This window comes from Candidatus Fermentibacter sp., from assembly GCA_030373045.1.
Taxonomy (GTDB): domain Bacteria; phylum Fermentibacterota; class Fermentibacteria; order Fermentibacterales; family Fermentibacteraceae; genus Fermentibacter.
This window is the reverse complement of record JAUCPW010000044.1, coordinates 22,168-36,420: the sequence shown is the minus strand read 5'-3', so window position 1 is coordinate 36,420 and position 14,253 is coordinate 22,168. Positions and strand designations below refer to the sequence as shown.

Annotated in this window: 16 protein-coding genes; all 16 read left to right on the top strand. The window is 67.0% G+C overall.

Going from position 1 to position 14,253, the window contains the following annotated elements; translation table 11 throughout:
- Window positions 1–46: 46 nt before the first annotated feature.
- Genes QUS11_07735 through QUS11_07660 form a run of 16 tightly spaced genes read left to right on the top strand, consistent with a single transcriptional unit; the run spans window position 47 to window position 14,246 of the window.
- Entirely contained in the window at window positions 47–664 is a 618-nt protein-coding gene (locus QUS11_07735; GenBank protein ID MDM7993188.1) for a CDP-alcohol phosphatidyltransferase family protein, read from the top strand.
- A gap of 24 nt (window positions 665–688) precedes the next feature.
- Window positions 689–1,786: an inositol-3-phosphate synthase gene (locus tag QUS11_07730; protein ID MDM7993187.1), complete on the top strand. Its 1,098-nt coding sequence runs from the start codon at window positions 689–691 to the stop codon at window positions 1,784–1,786.
- The gene (tmk, locus tag QUS11_07725; protein MDM7993186.1) at window positions 1,783–2,469 is read left to right on the top strand and encodes a dTMP kinase; all 687 of its coding nucleotides are present in this window, start codon (window positions 1,783–1,785) and stop codon (window positions 2,467–2,469) included. The genes QUS11_07730 and tmk overlap by 4 nt, the downstream gene beginning before the upstream one ends.
- A 7-nt stretch (window positions 2,470–2,476) precedes the next feature.
- Window positions 2,477–3,961: a S41 family peptidase gene (locus QUS11_07720; GenBank protein MDM7993185.1), complete on the top strand. Its 1,485-nt coding sequence runs from the start codon at window positions 2,477–2,479 to the stop codon at window positions 3,959–3,961.
- 1 nt (window position 3,962) lies between these two features.
- Complete coding sequence (locus QUS11_07715; protein ID MDM7993184.1) at window positions 3,963–5,348, top strand: hypothetical protein; 1,386 nt, start codon at window positions 3,963–3,965, stop codon at window positions 5,346–5,348.
- A 4-nt stretch (window positions 5,349–5,352) separates the two neighbouring features.
- Entirely contained in the window at window positions 5,353–5,850 is a 498-nt protein-coding gene (locus QUS11_07710; protein MDM7993183.1) for a DUF177 domain-containing protein, read from the top strand.
- Between the two features lie 38 nt (window positions 5,851–5,888).
- A complete protein-coding gene (gene rpmF / locus QUS11_07705) occupies window positions 5,889–6,071 on the top strand; it encodes a 50S ribosomal protein L32 (protein ID MDM7993182.1) in 183 nt (60 codons plus the stop codon).
- A 21-nt stretch (window positions 6,072–6,092) separates the two neighbouring features.
- The gene (plsX, locus tag QUS11_07700) at window positions 6,093–7,130 is read left to right on the top strand and encodes a phosphate acyltransferase PlsX (GenBank protein ID MDM7993181.1); all 1,038 of its coding nucleotides are present in this window, start codon (window positions 6,093–6,095) and stop codon (window positions 7,128–7,130) included.
- On the top strand, window positions 7,127–8,113 hold the full coding sequence (locus QUS11_07695; GenBank protein MDM7993180.1) for a beta-ketoacyl-ACP synthase III: 987 nt from the start codon (window positions 7,127–7,129) through the stop codon (window positions 8,111–8,113). Before plsX ends, QUS11_07695 begins: the two co-directional genes overlap by 4 nt.
- A 34-nt stretch (window positions 8,114–8,147) precedes the next feature.
- Window positions 8,148–8,876 (top strand): 3-oxoacyl-[acyl-carrier-protein] reductase, encoded by a 729-nt coding sequence (gene fabG, locus QUS11_07690; GenBank protein MDM7993179.1) that lies wholly within the window; start codon window positions 8,148–8,150, stop codon window positions 8,874–8,876.
- A 12-nt stretch (window positions 8,877–8,888) separates the two neighbouring features.
- On the top strand, window positions 8,889–9,128 hold the full coding sequence (gene acpP / locus QUS11_07685; GenBank protein MDM7993178.1) for an acyl carrier protein: 240 nt from the start codon (window positions 8,889–8,891) through the stop codon (window positions 9,126–9,128).
- A gap of 46 nt (window positions 9,129–9,174) precedes the next feature.
- The gene (fabF, locus tag QUS11_07680; protein MDM7993177.1) at window positions 9,175–10,413 is read left to right on the top strand and encodes a beta-ketoacyl-ACP synthase II; all 1,239 of its coding nucleotides are present in this window, start codon (window positions 9,175–9,177) and stop codon (window positions 10,411–10,413) included.
- A gap of 14 nt (window positions 10,414–10,427) precedes the next feature.
- Window positions 10,428–11,234: a ribonuclease III gene (gene rnc, locus QUS11_07675; protein ID MDM7993176.1), complete on the top strand. Its 807-nt coding sequence runs from the start codon at window positions 10,428–10,430 to the stop codon at window positions 11,232–11,234.
- Complete coding sequence (locus tag QUS11_07670; GenBank protein ID MDM7993175.1) at window positions 11,119–12,255, top strand: acyl-CoA dehydrogenase family protein; 1,137 nt, start codon at window positions 11,119–11,121, stop codon at window positions 12,253–12,255. Before rnc ends, QUS11_07670 begins: the two co-directional genes overlap by 116 nt.
- 3 nt (window positions 12,256–12,258) lie before the next feature.
- Window positions 12,259–13,047 carry an electron transfer flavoprotein subunit beta/FixA family protein gene (locus tag QUS11_07665; GenBank protein ID MDM7993174.1) on the top strand — a complete coding sequence of 263 codons (789 nt, stop codon included), beginning with the start codon at window positions 12,259–12,261 and terminating at the stop codon, window positions 13,045–13,047.
- Window positions 13,044–14,246 (top strand): electron transfer flavoprotein subunit alpha, encoded by a 1,203-nt coding sequence (locus QUS11_07660; GenBank protein MDM7993173.1) that lies wholly within the window; start codon window positions 13,044–13,046, stop codon window positions 14,244–14,246. The genes QUS11_07665 and QUS11_07660 overlap by 4 nt, the downstream gene beginning before the upstream one ends.
- Window positions 14,247–14,253: the final 7 nt, after the last annotated feature.

The window sequence follows — 14,253 nt, the reverse complement described above, 5'->3', positions numbered from 1 at the left end:
TGTCCTATGTTCTCAAATCCGTTGCATTGCAGCATCTGGAGGATACTTGACCCAGGAACGGATGAGGCTCGCAGGCAGACGTCTGCTCGATCCACTCGTAGGTCTGCTGGCCCGCGCCGGGGTCGATCCGTCCGCCATCACCCTGGCGGGTCTGGCGGTGACCGCCTTCGCAGCCTTCCTGGCCTGGAAGGGTCATTACCTCGCCTCGGCCGCGGTGCTTGGCGGGGGCAGCCTTCTCGATGCAGTCGACGGTGGCGTTGCCAGGATGCGGAACATGGTGAGCCGGGCCGGGGCCGTGCTGGACTCCAGCTGCGACCGGGTCGGCGAATTCCTGATGTATACCGCGCTGCTCGCCGGGGCTGCACGGACCGAGTGCCCCGAGGTGCTCTACCTGGCTCCCGCGGCCCTGGCCGGTTCGTTCATGGTGAGCTATACACGTGCGCGTTCAGAGGGTGTGGGGATACCCTGCAAGGTCGGGCTCTTCACCAGGACCGAGAGACTGGTCCTGCTCGTGCTCGCCCTGGCCGTAGCCCCCGCAGCCGGGAATGCTCGTCCTCTGGTCTGGATGCTGGCGCTGGTGGCGGTGGGCACGTGGCTGACCGCCGTCCAGAGGCTGGCAAAGGTCTTCTCGGAGGACAGGCCGTCGCTTGGGGACAGGACCTGAGAGTCCGTCCCAGGGAGGTTTCCGATGGGTGCCAGGAAGGTAAGGGTTGCGATCATCGGCGTCGGCAACTGCGCGAGCAGCCTCGTCCAGGGCGTGGAGTTCTACAGGAACGCGAAGGACGACCAGAAGGTGCCGGGCCTCATGCATGTGAACCTCGGCGGGTACCATGTCAGCGACGTCGAATTCTCCGCCGCCATCGACATAAATGTCACCAAGGTCGGGAAGGATCTCAGCGAGGCCATCTTCGCCGATCCCAACTGCACGTACAAGTTCTGCGACGTGCCGAACCTCGGCATCCGGGTCGAGAGGGGCATGACCCACGACGGCCTCGGCAAGTATCTCTCGCCCGTGATCAAGAAGGCCCCCGGACCCACGGCCGACATCGTCAGCATCCTGAAGGACACGAAGACCGACGTGGTAGTGAACTACCTCCCGGTCGGCAGCGAAGAGGCCACGAAGTGGTACGTCGAGCAGGTGCTCGAGGCCGGATGCGCCTTCGTCAACGCCATCCCCGTGTTCATCGCCCGCGAGCCCTACTGGCAGAAGAGGTTCCGTGACAGGAACCTGCCCGTGATGGGCGACGACATCAAGAGCCAGGTGGGAGCCACCATCCTCCACAGGATCCTCACCAGGCTGTTCGAAGACCGCGGCGTGCGGCTCGACAGGACCTACCAGCTCAACGTCGGCGGGAACACCGACTTCCTCAACATGCTCGAGCGCGAGAGGCTCGAATCCAAGAAGATATCCAAGACCAACGCGGTCACCTCCCAGATACCCGGAGGCCTTGCGCCGCGCAACGTCCACATCGGTCCGAGCGATTACATAGAGTGGCTCGACGACAGGAAGTGGTGCTACATCCGCATGGAAGGCACCACGTTCGGCGATGTCCCCCTCAACCTCGAATGCAAGCTCGAGGTCTGGGACAGCCCCAACTCCGCCGGAGTCATCATCGATGCGGTGAGATGCGCCAAGCTGGCTCTCGACAACGGGCTCAGCGGGGCCATCGAGGCTCCCTCCTCCTACTTCTTCAAGTCTCCCCCGATCCAGTACTACGACGACAAGTGCAGGGAGATGACGGAGGAGTACATCCGCACGCACGGAGCCAAGCGGGAAGGCGTGTGACACAGGCCTCGGACGGCGTAGGGGCCAGGGGCTCCTTCATCACGTTCGAGGGCGTCGAGGGCGCGGGCAAGACCACCAGGTCGCTCGCGCTCGCCGACGCGCTTGCCGGGATGGGGCTCGGGGTCGCGCACACCCGCGAGCCCGGCGGCCCTCCCCTCGCCGAGGGGATTAGGCGACTGCTGCTCGATCCCTCCCTCGAAGTGCCGCCTGCGGCGGAGCTGATGCTCTATCTCGCTTCGAGGGCGGCCAACGTGGAGTGCGTGGTCCGGCCCGCGCTCGCGGAAGGCAGGATCGTCGTCTGCGAGCGCTACTGCGACGCGACGCTGGCCTACCAGGTCGCGGGGCGTGGGCTCGATCGGCGGTTCGTCACTGAAGCCTGCGGATTCGCGACAGGAGGGCTCGCGCCCGACCTGACGATACTCCTCGACCTCGATCCGGAGGCGGGGATGGCGAGGCTCTGCTCGCGCGCCGGAGGCCCAGACAGGATAGAACTCGAGGATCTCGACTTCCACCGCCGTGTCAGGGACGGATACCTGGCCATGGCCGGCGGGAACCCGCGGTTCAGGGTGTTCGACGCATCCCTGCCGGGGGACAGGCTGGACGGGATGATCCTCGACATGGTGACGGAGTCTCTCGGTCTGCGGAACGGGAACCGTGCACACGGCCTCCCGGGAGAGGTGTAGTGTAGGAATGCTCAAACCGGTACCGGGCTGGCTGGCCGCATCGGCCGGGGCTCTCCTGCTTGCCTTCACCGCGGTACGCTCCGAGCGTCCGGCCGGCGCCGAACCCGCATCCGCCCGGATGTCCGCGGCGGAGCTCTTCATGGACGTCTACGGCATGACCCGGTCCGCCTACGTCGATTCCGTCGAATCCGCCGACCTGATAGAGGCGGCCATCGAGGGGATGCTGTACTCCCTCGACCCGAACAGCATGCTCCTGACCCCCGACCAGTACGACGACCTCCGGGTCCAGCTCGAGGGCTCCTTCGAGGGCGTCGGGATCACGATAGGGCAGCGCGACGGCTGGCTGACGGTGATCTCCCCGCTCGAGGGCACCCCGGCATACAGGAGCGGCGTCAGGTCCGGCGACCGCATAGTGATGATCGACAGCACGAGCACCGAGGGGCTCCTCAACGACGAGGCCGTGTCCCTCATCCGGGGCCCGCGCGGGACCACGGTGACCCTGTCCATCCAGCGCCCCGGCGTCTCCGACATCCTGGTCATCCCCATAGTCAGGGACGTGATCGACTATCCGTCTGTATCGGCATACTTCATGGTCGCGCCCGGCACGGGCTATGTCCGACTCTCCCGGTTCTCGGAAACCTCCGCCGACGAGGTCCTCGATGCCGTCGACTCCCTGGCCGGCGAGGGCGCCTCGCGCATGATACTCGACCTCCGTGGAAACTCGGGCGGGCTCTTCGTTCCCGCGATCGACGTCTCCGACATCTTCCTGCCGTCCGGAGCCCTCGTGGTGACGACCCGGGGGCAGGCGGTGGGCGAGCAGGACTACTACGCCAGGCGGGCGGTGCTGTACGACGGTGAACTGGCCGTCCTTGTCGACGGAGGCAGCGCCAGCTCGGCCGAGATAGTGGCCGGAGCCCTCCAGGACAACGACAGGGCAGTGATCATCGGCGCGAGGACGTTCGGGAAGGGCTCGGTCCAGTCGCTCTCCGACCTGGGCGAATACCCCGGGCTCGGCCACTACGCCATCAAGCTCACCACTGCCAGGTACTACACCCCCGACGGGCGCTGCATCGACCGGACCCTCCGCGACGACTTCCTGGAGCCCGGAGCCGAGGAGGACTGGGGCATTGTCCCCGACGTCACCATCGAATCGGAGCTCACGGACAGCATCGACGCCGAACTGGTGCTGAGCCTCGAGGAGGAGGCGCTCTTCTTCAGCTTCGCCTCCGAATACGTTCTCGAGAACGACGTCAGCGAGGATTTCTGGCCCGACGAAGCTCTGCTCGACTCATTCCGGGTGTACCTCGGCGAGGAGGGATTCGAATACGACCCAGCCGGATGGGAGCCCAGCAGGCCCTACATCGAGAGGGCGCTCCTGAGGGAGATCGCTCTCAGGGCCTGGGACATGGACGCCTACTACCGCGTGATGGCCCCTCACGACGACGCCATCCAGGGTGCGCTCGAGTGGTTCGATGCCCCGGAGGGCGAGTGACTTGAGGATAGCCTTCGGCACCTCGGGATGGAGAGGCGTCATCGCCAGGGACTTCACCGTCGAGCGGGTGAACCGCGTCCTCGATGCGCTTGCCGTCCACATGATCGAGAACGGCGGCCGCACGGCCGTAGTGGGCGGCGATACCCGCTTCCTCTCGCCGGAGCTGGCCGGGGAGGCTGCGCAGAGGCTGGCCGGATACGGATTCGACGTCCGCCTCTCCGACAGGCCCGTTCCGACCCCCGTTCTCTCGCACGCCGTCAGGAGGCTCGGGTACGCCGGCGCCATCAACTTCACCGCCAGCCACAACCCGTTCATGTACAACGGCATCAAGTTCTCGCCCGGCAGCGGCGGACCCGCTCCGTCCGACGTGACCAGGAGGATAGAGGAGCTCATCGAGGCCGGTACGGCGCCTCCGGCCGGAACCGGTTCGGTGGTCGAAGGCGACCTGGTGTCACCCTACGCGGCCGATCTGCCTGCCTTCATCGACAGGGCCCTGATGGCCGGCGCCGGCCTCCGGGTGGTCTACGACGCCTTCAACGGCACGGGCAGCGGTGTTCTCGACTCCTTCCTGCAGACCGCCGGAGCCTCGGTGAGGACCATCCACGGCCGCAGGGACCCCCTCTTCGACGGAAGGCACCCCGAACCCAACGAGGCGGGGCTGGCCGACCTCTCCGAACAGGTCGTGAAGAGCGGGGCGACCCTCGGCACGGCCACCGACGGCGACGCGGACCGGTTCGGTCTGGTGGACGAGAACGGGCGCTTCGTCTCCCCCCACGACTTCATCGCGCTCCTGTTCGAATACCTGGTGCAGGAGAAGGGCTTCAGGGGGGCCGGGGTCAGGTCGGTGACGACCGGCAGCCTGGTCGACAGGGTGGCCGCCTCGATGGACATGGAGGTCATCGAGACGCCTGTCGGGTTCAAGCACCTCGGTGCCGTGATGCTGGGGCGTAACGTAGTGGTGGCCGGGGAGGAGAGCGGCGGACTCTCCATCGGCGGGCACGTTCCCGAGAAGGACGGCATCCTGGCCTGCCTCCTCGCATGCGAGATGTGCGCGAGAAGGGGCACGGGCCTCGGAGCCCAGCTCGAATCCCTGTGGAGCCGTTTCGGCAGGCTCCTGCACAGGCGGATGGACCTGCGCCTCGAAGGCGACGCCGGCGACCGCGTCAGGAGGGCGTTCATCGAGAACCAGCCTTCCGGGCTCGCCGGATCCCGGGTCACCGGGGTGGACAGGCGCGACGGGATCAGGCTCAATCTCGAGGGCGGCTCCTCGCTCCTGGTGAGACTCAGCGGCACCGAGCCCCTCGCCAGGGTCTATCTCGAGGCGGATTCCGAAGATGCGCTGTCCGGTCTCGAGGCGGCGGTCACGCGGGCCCTCTCGGAGGCCTGACGGCATGCAGTTCGATCCCCGCGACCTCGTCCTCGATCTCGCGAGCCTCCGCAACGGTAGCAATTCCGGATCGTTCGAGATCGACATGCCGGGCATCGCCTGGGGGATCGAGGACGCGCAACCTGCATCGCCTTCAGGAACACTGGACCTGGATGTGAACTATTCGGAGAAGTCGGTGATCGTCCGCGGGAGGCTTTCGGCCTGCTTCGCCACCAGCTGTGCCCGCTGCCTCGGCAGGGCGGTGTTCGAGGTCACCGAGGACGTGTTCGCCGCCTTCTCGCGCGACGGCGGGAACACTGCCGACGGCTCGATGGCGAGGCTCCCGAGGGACGGCAGGAGCCTGCGGCTACTTGACGCAGTGAAGGAAGCGGTAATACTTTCGGTCCCCGGAAAGCCGCTCTGCCGCGAGGACTGTCGCGGACTCTGCCCGGTGTGCGGGGAAAATCTGAACGAAGGCCGGTGCGGGCACGAAGGTGCCGCGGGCGCCGGATGTGTTCGTTGAACGCGATCGGGCCGGGCTGCCCGACGGAAGGGTGAGAGATGCCAGTTCCAAAGCGGAGAACTTCGACGACTCGCCGTGACAAGCGGCGCACCCACTGGAAGCTCGAGGCCGGATCGACCAGTTCCTGCCCGAAGTGCGGGGAGCCCAGGCTGCCGCACAGGATCTGCAGGCACTGCGGGTTCTACGACGGCCGCCAGGTCACCGAGGCCCGGACCGAATAGGACGGGCCGTTGTCGTCCGAGGTGAGGGTGGCTGTCGACGCGATGGGGGGGGACAGGGGTCCCTCCGCAGTGGTCGACGGTGCAGTGGAGTTCTTCAGGGGAGGGGCCCCCGAAGTATCCCGGGGGGTGAGCCTCACCGTCGTGGGTGACACCTCCGTGCTCGAACCGCTCCTCGCGCGGGCCGGCGCCGGCAGATACCGGATAGAACTCGCCCACGCGAGCCAGGTCATAGGGATGGACGAGCATCCGGCCGAGGCTCTCAAGGCCAAGCCGGACAGCTCCGTCATGGTCATGGCCGGCCTCCAGAAGTCCGGGCGCGTCGATGCGATGGCCGGCCCCGGGAACACCGGCGCGATGATGGCGGCGAGCCTCTTCGCGCTGGGGAGGCTCGAGGGCGTATCGAGGCCCGCCATAGCGGCCACGTTCCCCACTCTCGGCAACCCGGCGGTCGTGCTCGACGTCGGGGCCAACGTCGGGTGCAAGCCCGAGCACCTGCGCCAGTTCGCGCTCATGGGCTCGGCCTACTCCCGCGGCGTCTTCGGCATCGGGCGCCCGAGGGTCGCGCTGCTCAACGTGGGCGCCGAGAGGACGAAGGGTTCCCCGGTCGAACAGCAGACCTACGACCTGCTCTCTGACGGCCCCCCCGGCATCGAATTCATCGGGAACATCGAGGGGGACGGCATCCTGAAGGGCGAGGCCGACGTGGTCGTCTGCGACGGTTTCGTGGGGAACGTCATCCTCAAGTTCACCGAATCCATCTCGCACCTCATAGGCGGGGCCCTCTACAGCGAGATGATCAGCCACTGGTCCAGCCGCGCCGGTTTCCTCCTCATGCGGCCCGCGTTCAGCACCCTGTGGAAGCGGCTCGATTCCGCCGAATACGGCGGGGCGCCCCTGCTCGGGCTGAACGGCGTCTCCATCATCGCGCACGGGAACTCGGGTCCCCAGGCGATCAAGAATGCCATAGCCGCCGCATGCGGCTTCTTCAGGAGCGGCGTGAACCGCATGATCGGAGAGGGGTTGGGAGGCATGTCGGCACTTCAGGGGGTGAGCCAGTGAAGAGGCAAGCTTTCGTCGTCGGAACCGGTCACATGGTTCCGGAGGCGATCCTGACGAACGCTGATCTGGAGAAGATCGTAGATACGACCGACGAGTGGATAACCACCAGGACAGGGATAAAGACCCGCCACATCACCGACGCCTCCACGGCGACATCCGATCTCGCATTGGAAGCGTGCAGAAGGGCGATGGAGGATGCCGGCTGGGCTCCCGGTGACGTCCAGGCGATCATCATGGCGACCGTCACGCCCGACCATGCCTTTCCGGCCACGGCCTGCCTGGTGGCGAACCGGCTCGGCCTTCCGCGCGTCCCGGCATGGGATTTCGAGGCCGGATGCAGCGGCTTCGTCTACGGGATGATACAGGCCCGGGCCTTCATAGAGGCCGGTCTCTTCGACAGGATTCTGGTCGTGGGTGCCGAATGCCTCACCAAGATCACGAACTGGAAGGACCGCGCGAGCTGTGTCCTGTTCGGCGACGGCGCAGGGGCCGCGGCCGTGTCCAGCCAGGGCCCCGGAGGGCTGCTGGGCGGATTCCACTGGGGCAGCGACGGCGCGATCAGCGACCTGCTGGTGCAGCAGGCCGGCGGCTCCAGGATGCCCGCGACCCGCGAGACTGTCGATGCGGGCCTCCACTGTATCGCGATGAACGGTTCCGAGACCTTCAAGCACGCCGTCAGGGCGATGAGGGACTCCTGCATGCTGGCACTGGAGATGGACGGCACGCCGAAGGAGTCCGTGGATCTCCTGATCTCCCATCAGGCCAACTACAGGATCATCGACGCCACTGCGAGGGCGCTCGACCTCCCTCCCGAGAAGGTCTTCGTGAACATAGACAAGTACGGGAACACTTCCGCCGCCTCGATCCCCATCGCCCTCGACGAGGCCAGGAGGAGCGGAGTGGTGAAGCCGCCCATGACCGTGGTCCTGGCGGCGTTCGGCGCCGGGCTGACATGGGCCGGCATGATCGTTAAGTGGAGCTGAAGGTGGAGGCTCCACGCCGGAGAGGAGGGGCGCATTGACGGATCCGAGGACGGCAGTGGTGACGGGGGCGGCCAGGGGCATAGGCCTGGCGGTCTCCCGCAGACTGGCAGCCGACGGTTGGACCGTGGCGGCATGCGACATGCTCGACGAGCAGCTCGCCGCATCGGCGAAGGAGGTCGGCCCCCTCTACAGGCCCTTCCACATGGACGTCACCGACGAAGCGGACGTTAACGCGGCGTGTGAACGCATCGTCGCCGAAAATCCGCCGGTGCTGGGCCTGGTTAACAACGCCGGCATCACGAGGGACAGCCTCCTGATGAGGATGGACGCCGAAGCCTGGCGGAAGGTCCTCACCGTCAACCTCACCGGGGCCTTCCTGGTGACGAAGACCCTCTCGAAGACGATGATGAGGCAGAAGGCCGGGTCCATCGTGAACATATCTTCCGTGGTCGCCCTCGTGGGCAGCGCGGGGCAGGCCAACTACGCGGCCAGCAAGGCCGGGCTCATAGGTTTCACGAAGTCCCTCGCGAGGGAGCTCGCACCCCGGAACATCCGCGTTAACGCGATCGCGCCGGGTTTCATTGAGACCGAAATGACCCTGAACCTCCCCGAGGAGGTTCGCAGGGGCTATGCCGAGAGGATCCCCCTGGGGAGGATGGGCAGGCCCGAGGATGTGGCCGAGCTGGCGGCGTTCCTGCTCGGCGACGCATCCTGCTATCTGAATGGAACAGTGATACCGGTGGACGGCGGATTGTCAACCTGAGAGGAGAGACACATGTCCCTCGAGAATCGTGTCACGGAGATCATCGTAAACAAGCTGGGCGTCAGGTCCGAGGAGGTCACCCCCGAGGCCAGCTTCCAGACGGACCTCGGCGCCGACTCCCTCGACCTCGTCGAGCTGATGATGGATTTCGAGGACTCCTTCAAGCTCAAGATATCCGACGAGGACTCCTCGTCCCTCAAGAGCGTCGGCGACGTGATAAAGTACCTCAAGGCCCACGGGGTAGAGGAATAGCGGCCCCGCCGCTCCGGCCGTCACTTACTGCACAAGGACGGGTGAAGTGAAGAGGCGGGTTGTCATCACCGGCATGGGAGCGATGAGCCCCGTCGGGCTCAATGTCGCGGAGTGCTGGTCGAACACGGTTGCCGGCAGAAGCGGCATAGGGCCCATCACACTGCTCGATCCGGCCCCCTACACCACCCGCATCGCGGGAGAGGTGCACGGATACGAAGCCGAGAAGTTCCTCGACCGCAAGCTGGCGGCGCGTTCCGACAGGTACACGCAGTTCGCCATCGTTGCGGCCAACGAGGCCTTCGCCTCCGCCGGGCTCGGCGGAGGGGCGATCGATCCGAACAGGCTGGGTGTGATCATCGGTACGGGCATCGGGGGTCTCGGAACCCTCGAAACCGAGCACAGCAAGGCCCTCGAGAAGGGCGTCGACCGGATCAGCCCCTTCTTCTGCCCGATGATGATAGGCAACATGGCCAGCGGGCGCGTCGCCATCGAGCTGAACGCGAAGGGCATCAACTATGCCACCGTGACTGCGTGCGCCACGAGCGGGCACGCCATAGCGGCCGCCATGGACGCCATCAGACTGGGCAGGGCCGACGCGATTCTGGCCGGAGGGGCCGAAGCCCCCATCACCATGATGGGGCTCGGGGGATTCTGCTCCCTGAAGGCGCTGTCCACGAGGAACGACGACCCCCTCACCGCCTCCAGGCCCTTCGACAGGGACCGCGACGGGTTCGTCATGTCCGAGGGCGCCTCGGTCGTCGTGCTCGAGGACTACGAGTTCGCCAAGAAGCGCGGCGCGCCGATCCTGGCCGAGATGCTGGGAGCGGGGATGACCTGCGACGCCTTCCACATCACGGCACCCGCCGAAGGCGGCGAGGGGTCGGCCAGGGCCATGATCCTGGCGATGGAGGACGCGGGCCTCGCTCCTTCTGACGTCGACTACATCAACGCACACGGTACGTCGACCGAGCTCAACGACGTCGGCGAGACGATGGCCATCAAGGCCGCCCTCGGGGAGGACCACGCCCGCAGGGTGATGATCTCCTCGACCAAGTCGGTCACCGGCCACATGCTGGGCGCCGCGGGCGCCATTGAGCTGATCTTCTGCGTCCTGGCCATGCGTGACGGGGTCGTGCCTCCGACGGCGACCCTCGTGAACCCCGATCCGGCCTGCGACCTGGACTACGTGCCGGGCGAGGCGCGCCAGGCCCGGGTGGACCATGCCCTGAGCAACTCCTTCGGCTTCGGCGGGCACAACGTCACCCTGGCGGTCGGCCGCATATAGTGCAGACATCGTCCATGGACGCCTCCACCGCCGCCCTGGCGGCGGAGGCGTCGATCGGATACAGCTTCGGGAACCGCGCGCTGATACGCAGGGCCCTGACGCACCGCTCCCTCGGCGGAGAGGATTACGAGCTCCTCGAGTTCCTCGGCGATGCGGTGCTCGAGCTGCTGGCGCGCGAGCTGCTCCTCGAGGAGCATCCCCTCGAGGACGAGGGCCGGCTGACCCGCAGGAAGCGGTCGCTGGTATCCTCGAGGGCGCTGGCGTCGGCGGGGCGCAGGCTCGGGCTCGACGGAGCCGTGATGGCCGGCGGAGGGATGCCCCGCCCCTCCGGCTCGGTGATATCGGACGTAGTGGAGTCCGTCTGCGGGGCGGTCTATCTCGACGCCGGCCTGGACACTGCACGGGCGGTCATCAGGAAGGCCATATTGATCCCGTTGCTCGAGGGCGGGTCGGACCCCGGGGCCGACCCGAGGAGCGGTCTCCAGGAGATGTGCCAGGCCCGCGGCATGGAGCCGCCCGTCTACAGGGTCGTACGAAGCGGCGGGCCCGATCACGATCCGGTGTTCGAGGCACGGGTCTCCCTCGCGGGACGCGAGGCCGGCTCGGGCAGTGGAGCGACCAAGAGGCAGGCGCAGTCGGCCGCGGCCAGGGATGCGCTCGGCCGTATCAGAGGAGGGCAGGATGGATTACTTTCTGTCGGAGGACATCAGGGCGATACGGGAACTCTGTGCGGAGATAGCGGACAGGCACATCAGACCCGTCAGGGAGGAGCTCGACAGGGAGAACCGCTTTCCCCACGAGATCATGAAGGTGCTGGCTGACAGCGATCTCTTGAGGATCTACATCCCGACCGAGTACGAGGGCCTGGGCCTGGGCACGCTCTCCCTCTGCGTCGCGGCCGAGGAGCTCAGCAAGGTGTGCGCCGGCGTCGCGACCACCTATGCGGCCAACGCCCTGGGAGCCATGCCGATCCTCCTGAGCGGCAGCGACGAGCAGAAGAAGCGGTTCCTCCCCGGGCTCGCATCCGGGTCGAGCCTTGCGGCCTTCGGCCTCACAGAGCCCGACGCCGGGAGCGATGCCGGCGGCCTCAGGACCAGGGCGATCCGTGACGGCGACTCGTACGTGCTCAACGGCACCAAGCAGTGGATCACCAACGGCGGGGAGGCGAAGGTCTACACCATCATCGCCCTCACCGATCCCGACCGCGGGGCCCGCGGCGCCTCGGCGTTCATCGTCGAGGACGGCACGCCGGGCTTCAGCTACGGCAAGAAGGAGGACAAGATGGGCATCCGCGCCTCGGCGACCAGGGAGCTGGTCTTCGAGGACTGCAGGATTCCCGTGGAAAACCTCATCGGGCGCGAGGGCACGGGCTTCATGGTCGCCATGAAGACCCTCGACAACTCGAGGCCGGGTGTGGCCGCGCAGGCCGTTGGCATCGCCCAGGGAGCCCTCGACGAGGCCCTGGTCTACGCCTCCCGGAGAAAGCAGTTCGGGCAGCGCATCGACTCCTTCCAGGGCATCCAGTTCATGCTCGCGGACATGGCCACGCAGGTGGAGGCCGCCAGGGCGCTCACCTACTCCGTCGCACGGATGATCGACGGCGGCGTGAAGAAGTTCGAGAAGGAGGCTGCGATGGCGAAGGTTTTCGCCAGCGACGTAGCCATGAAGGTGACGACCGACGCGGTCCAGATCTTCGGCGGGTACGGGTACATGAGGGAGTATCCGGTCGAGAAGATGATGAGGGACGCCAAGATCACGCAGATATACGAGGGCACCAACCAGATACAGCGCAATGTCATAGCCTCCGCTCTCATCAGGGAGACGGCCTCCAGGGAGAAGTGACCGATGCGGATCGTAGTCGCGATGAAGCAGGTTCCCGACACCGCCGAGGTGAGGATCGACCCCGAGCGGAACACACTGGTGCGCGACGGCGTGCCTTCCATCATGAATCCCTTCGACGCCTACGCGCTCGAGGAGGGGCTGCGCTGGAAGGACGCCCTGGGCGGCGAGGTGATAGCCCTCACGATGGGCCCCCCGCAGGCCGAGGCCATCCTCCGCGAGGCAGTCTCGATGGGCGCCGATCAGGCGGTCCTCCTGTCCGACAGGGCCTTCGCCGGCGCCGACACGTGGGCCACCTCGCACACCCTGGCCGCGGCCGTGGCGAAGCTCGCCCCGGTCGACCTGGTGCTGACAGGCAAGCAGGCCATCGACGGAGACACGGCCCAGACCGGCCCGGGCATGGCTGCCACGCTCGACTGGCCCCAGCTGACGTTCGTGGGCCGCGTGCTCGGCATCGAGGGCGGCAGGATCAGGGTCGAGCGCTATGTCGAGGGCGGCGTCGAGACGCTCGATTCCTCCCTCCCGGCGGTGGTGACCGTCCTCAAGGACGCCAACACTCCCAGGATGCCGTCCCTCAGGGGCAAGATGAAGGCCCGCAGCCTGCAGGTGACGGTCTGGATGGCCGCCGACCTGGGGCTTCCCCAGTCCGAGACCGGCCTCGAAGGCTCGCCGACGAGGGTCGTGCGCATAGCCACCCCCGAGTCGAGGAGCGGAGGGGAGATCCACCGCGGATCGCCGGAGGAGCTGGCCGTGATCCTCGCGGACATCCTCCTGGGAGAGGGGGGAGGGGAATGAGCGCCAGGATCGAGATCAGGACCGACGTCTGCACGGGCTGCGGCCTGTGCACCTCCGCATGCCCGTTCGGCGCCCTGTCGCTCGTGGACGGCACCGCGTCCGTATCGGACGCCTGCACGCTCTGCGGCGCCTGCGAGTCCTCCTGCCCGTTCGGGGCGATCCTGATACGAAGGACCGGGACCGTCGCGGAGGGCATCTCCGGGTATTCCGGAACCATGGTGATCGCCGAATCGCGCGAAGGCGCGATCGACCACAGCACTCTCGAGCTGCTCGGAGCGGCCCGTGCGATCGCCGAGGCCGAAGGCGGCCCGGTGAGCGCGCTGCTCTTCACCTCCGGGGCCGGTGACGGTCCCCGGGTCCTCGCGGAGCACGGCGCAGACGTGGTCGTGGTGGTGGAGGACCCCGCCCTGGGTCACTACCTGACCGAGCCCAGAGCCGCCATCACGCGCAGGATCATCACCGGGAGGAAGCCCGCGATAGTGCTTGCCGCGGCCACCACCACCGGGCGCGACCTGATGCCCAGGGTGGCGAAGCTCCTGAACACCGGCCTCACCGCCGACTGCACATCCCTGTCGTTCGATTCCGAAAAGGGCTGCCTCCTCCAGACGCGGCCGGCATTCGGCGGCAACATCATGGCCACGATCGTCTGCGAGGGCACGCGCCCGCAGATGGCGACTGTCAGGCCCAGGGTGATGAAGGCGCTCGAGCCCGATCCTTCGAGGACCGCCGAGATCGTGAGGGTCGCCCCCGCGCCCGGCGAGCTCGACTCGAGGGTCCGGCTGGAGGGCTTCCGTGTCCTCGACGAGGGTATCGCCGACATAGCCGAGGCGAGCGTCATCGTGTCCGGCGGCAGGGGCATGAAGACCCCCGAGAACTTCTCGCTCCTCTCGGAGATCGCCGGGTTGCTCGGCGGCAGCGTCGGGGCCAGCAGGGCCGCGGTGGACTCGGGCTGGATCCCGTATCCGCACCAGGTGGGCCAGACCGGCAAGACTGTGCAGCCGCGCACCTATCTCGCTTGCGGCATCTCGGGCGCCGTGCAGCACAGGGTCGGGATGCAGTCGTCCGACACCATAATCGCCGTCAACAGGGACGAGACGGCACCGATCTTCCAGTTCTGCAGCGAGGGCTTCGTGGGCGACCTGTTCGAGATCCTCCCGGCCCTCGCGAAGGAGATCCGCCGCCGCAGGGGGTCCGCCTGACGGCCCG

Excerpts from the sequence above, each read along its gene's own strand:
- QUS11_07720 (MDM7993185.1), top strand. The coding sequence starts at position 2,477 with ATGCTCAAACCGGTACCGGGCTGGCTGGCCGCATCGGCCGGGGCTCTC.
- QUS11_07660 (MDM7993173.1), top strand. The coding sequence starts at position 13,044 with ATGAGCGCCAGGATCGAGATCAGGACCGACGTCTGCACGGGCTGCGGC.
- QUS11_07730 (MDM7993187.1), top strand. The coding sequence starts at position 689 with ATGGGTGCCAGGAAGGTAAGGGTTGCGATCATCGGCGTCGGCAACTGC.
- rpmF (MDM7993182.1), top strand. The coding sequence starts at position 5,889 with ATGCCAGTTCCAAAGCGGAGAACTTCGACGACTCGCCGTGACAAGCGG.
- acpP (MDM7993178.1), top strand. The coding sequence starts at position 8,889 with ATGTCCCTCGAGAATCGTGTCACGGAGATCATCGTAAACAAGCTGGGC.
- rnc (MDM7993176.1), top strand. The coding sequence starts at position 10,428 with ATGGACGCCTCCACCGCCGCCCTGGCGGCGGAGGCGTCGATCGGATAC.
- QUS11_07710 (MDM7993183.1), top strand. The coding sequence starts at position 5,353 with ATGCAGTTCGATCCCCGCGACCTCGTCCTCGATCTCGCGAGCCTCCGC.
- QUS11_07665 (MDM7993174.1), top strand. The coding sequence starts at position 12,259 with ATGCGGATCGTAGTCGCGATGAAGCAGGTTCCCGACACCGCCGAGGTG.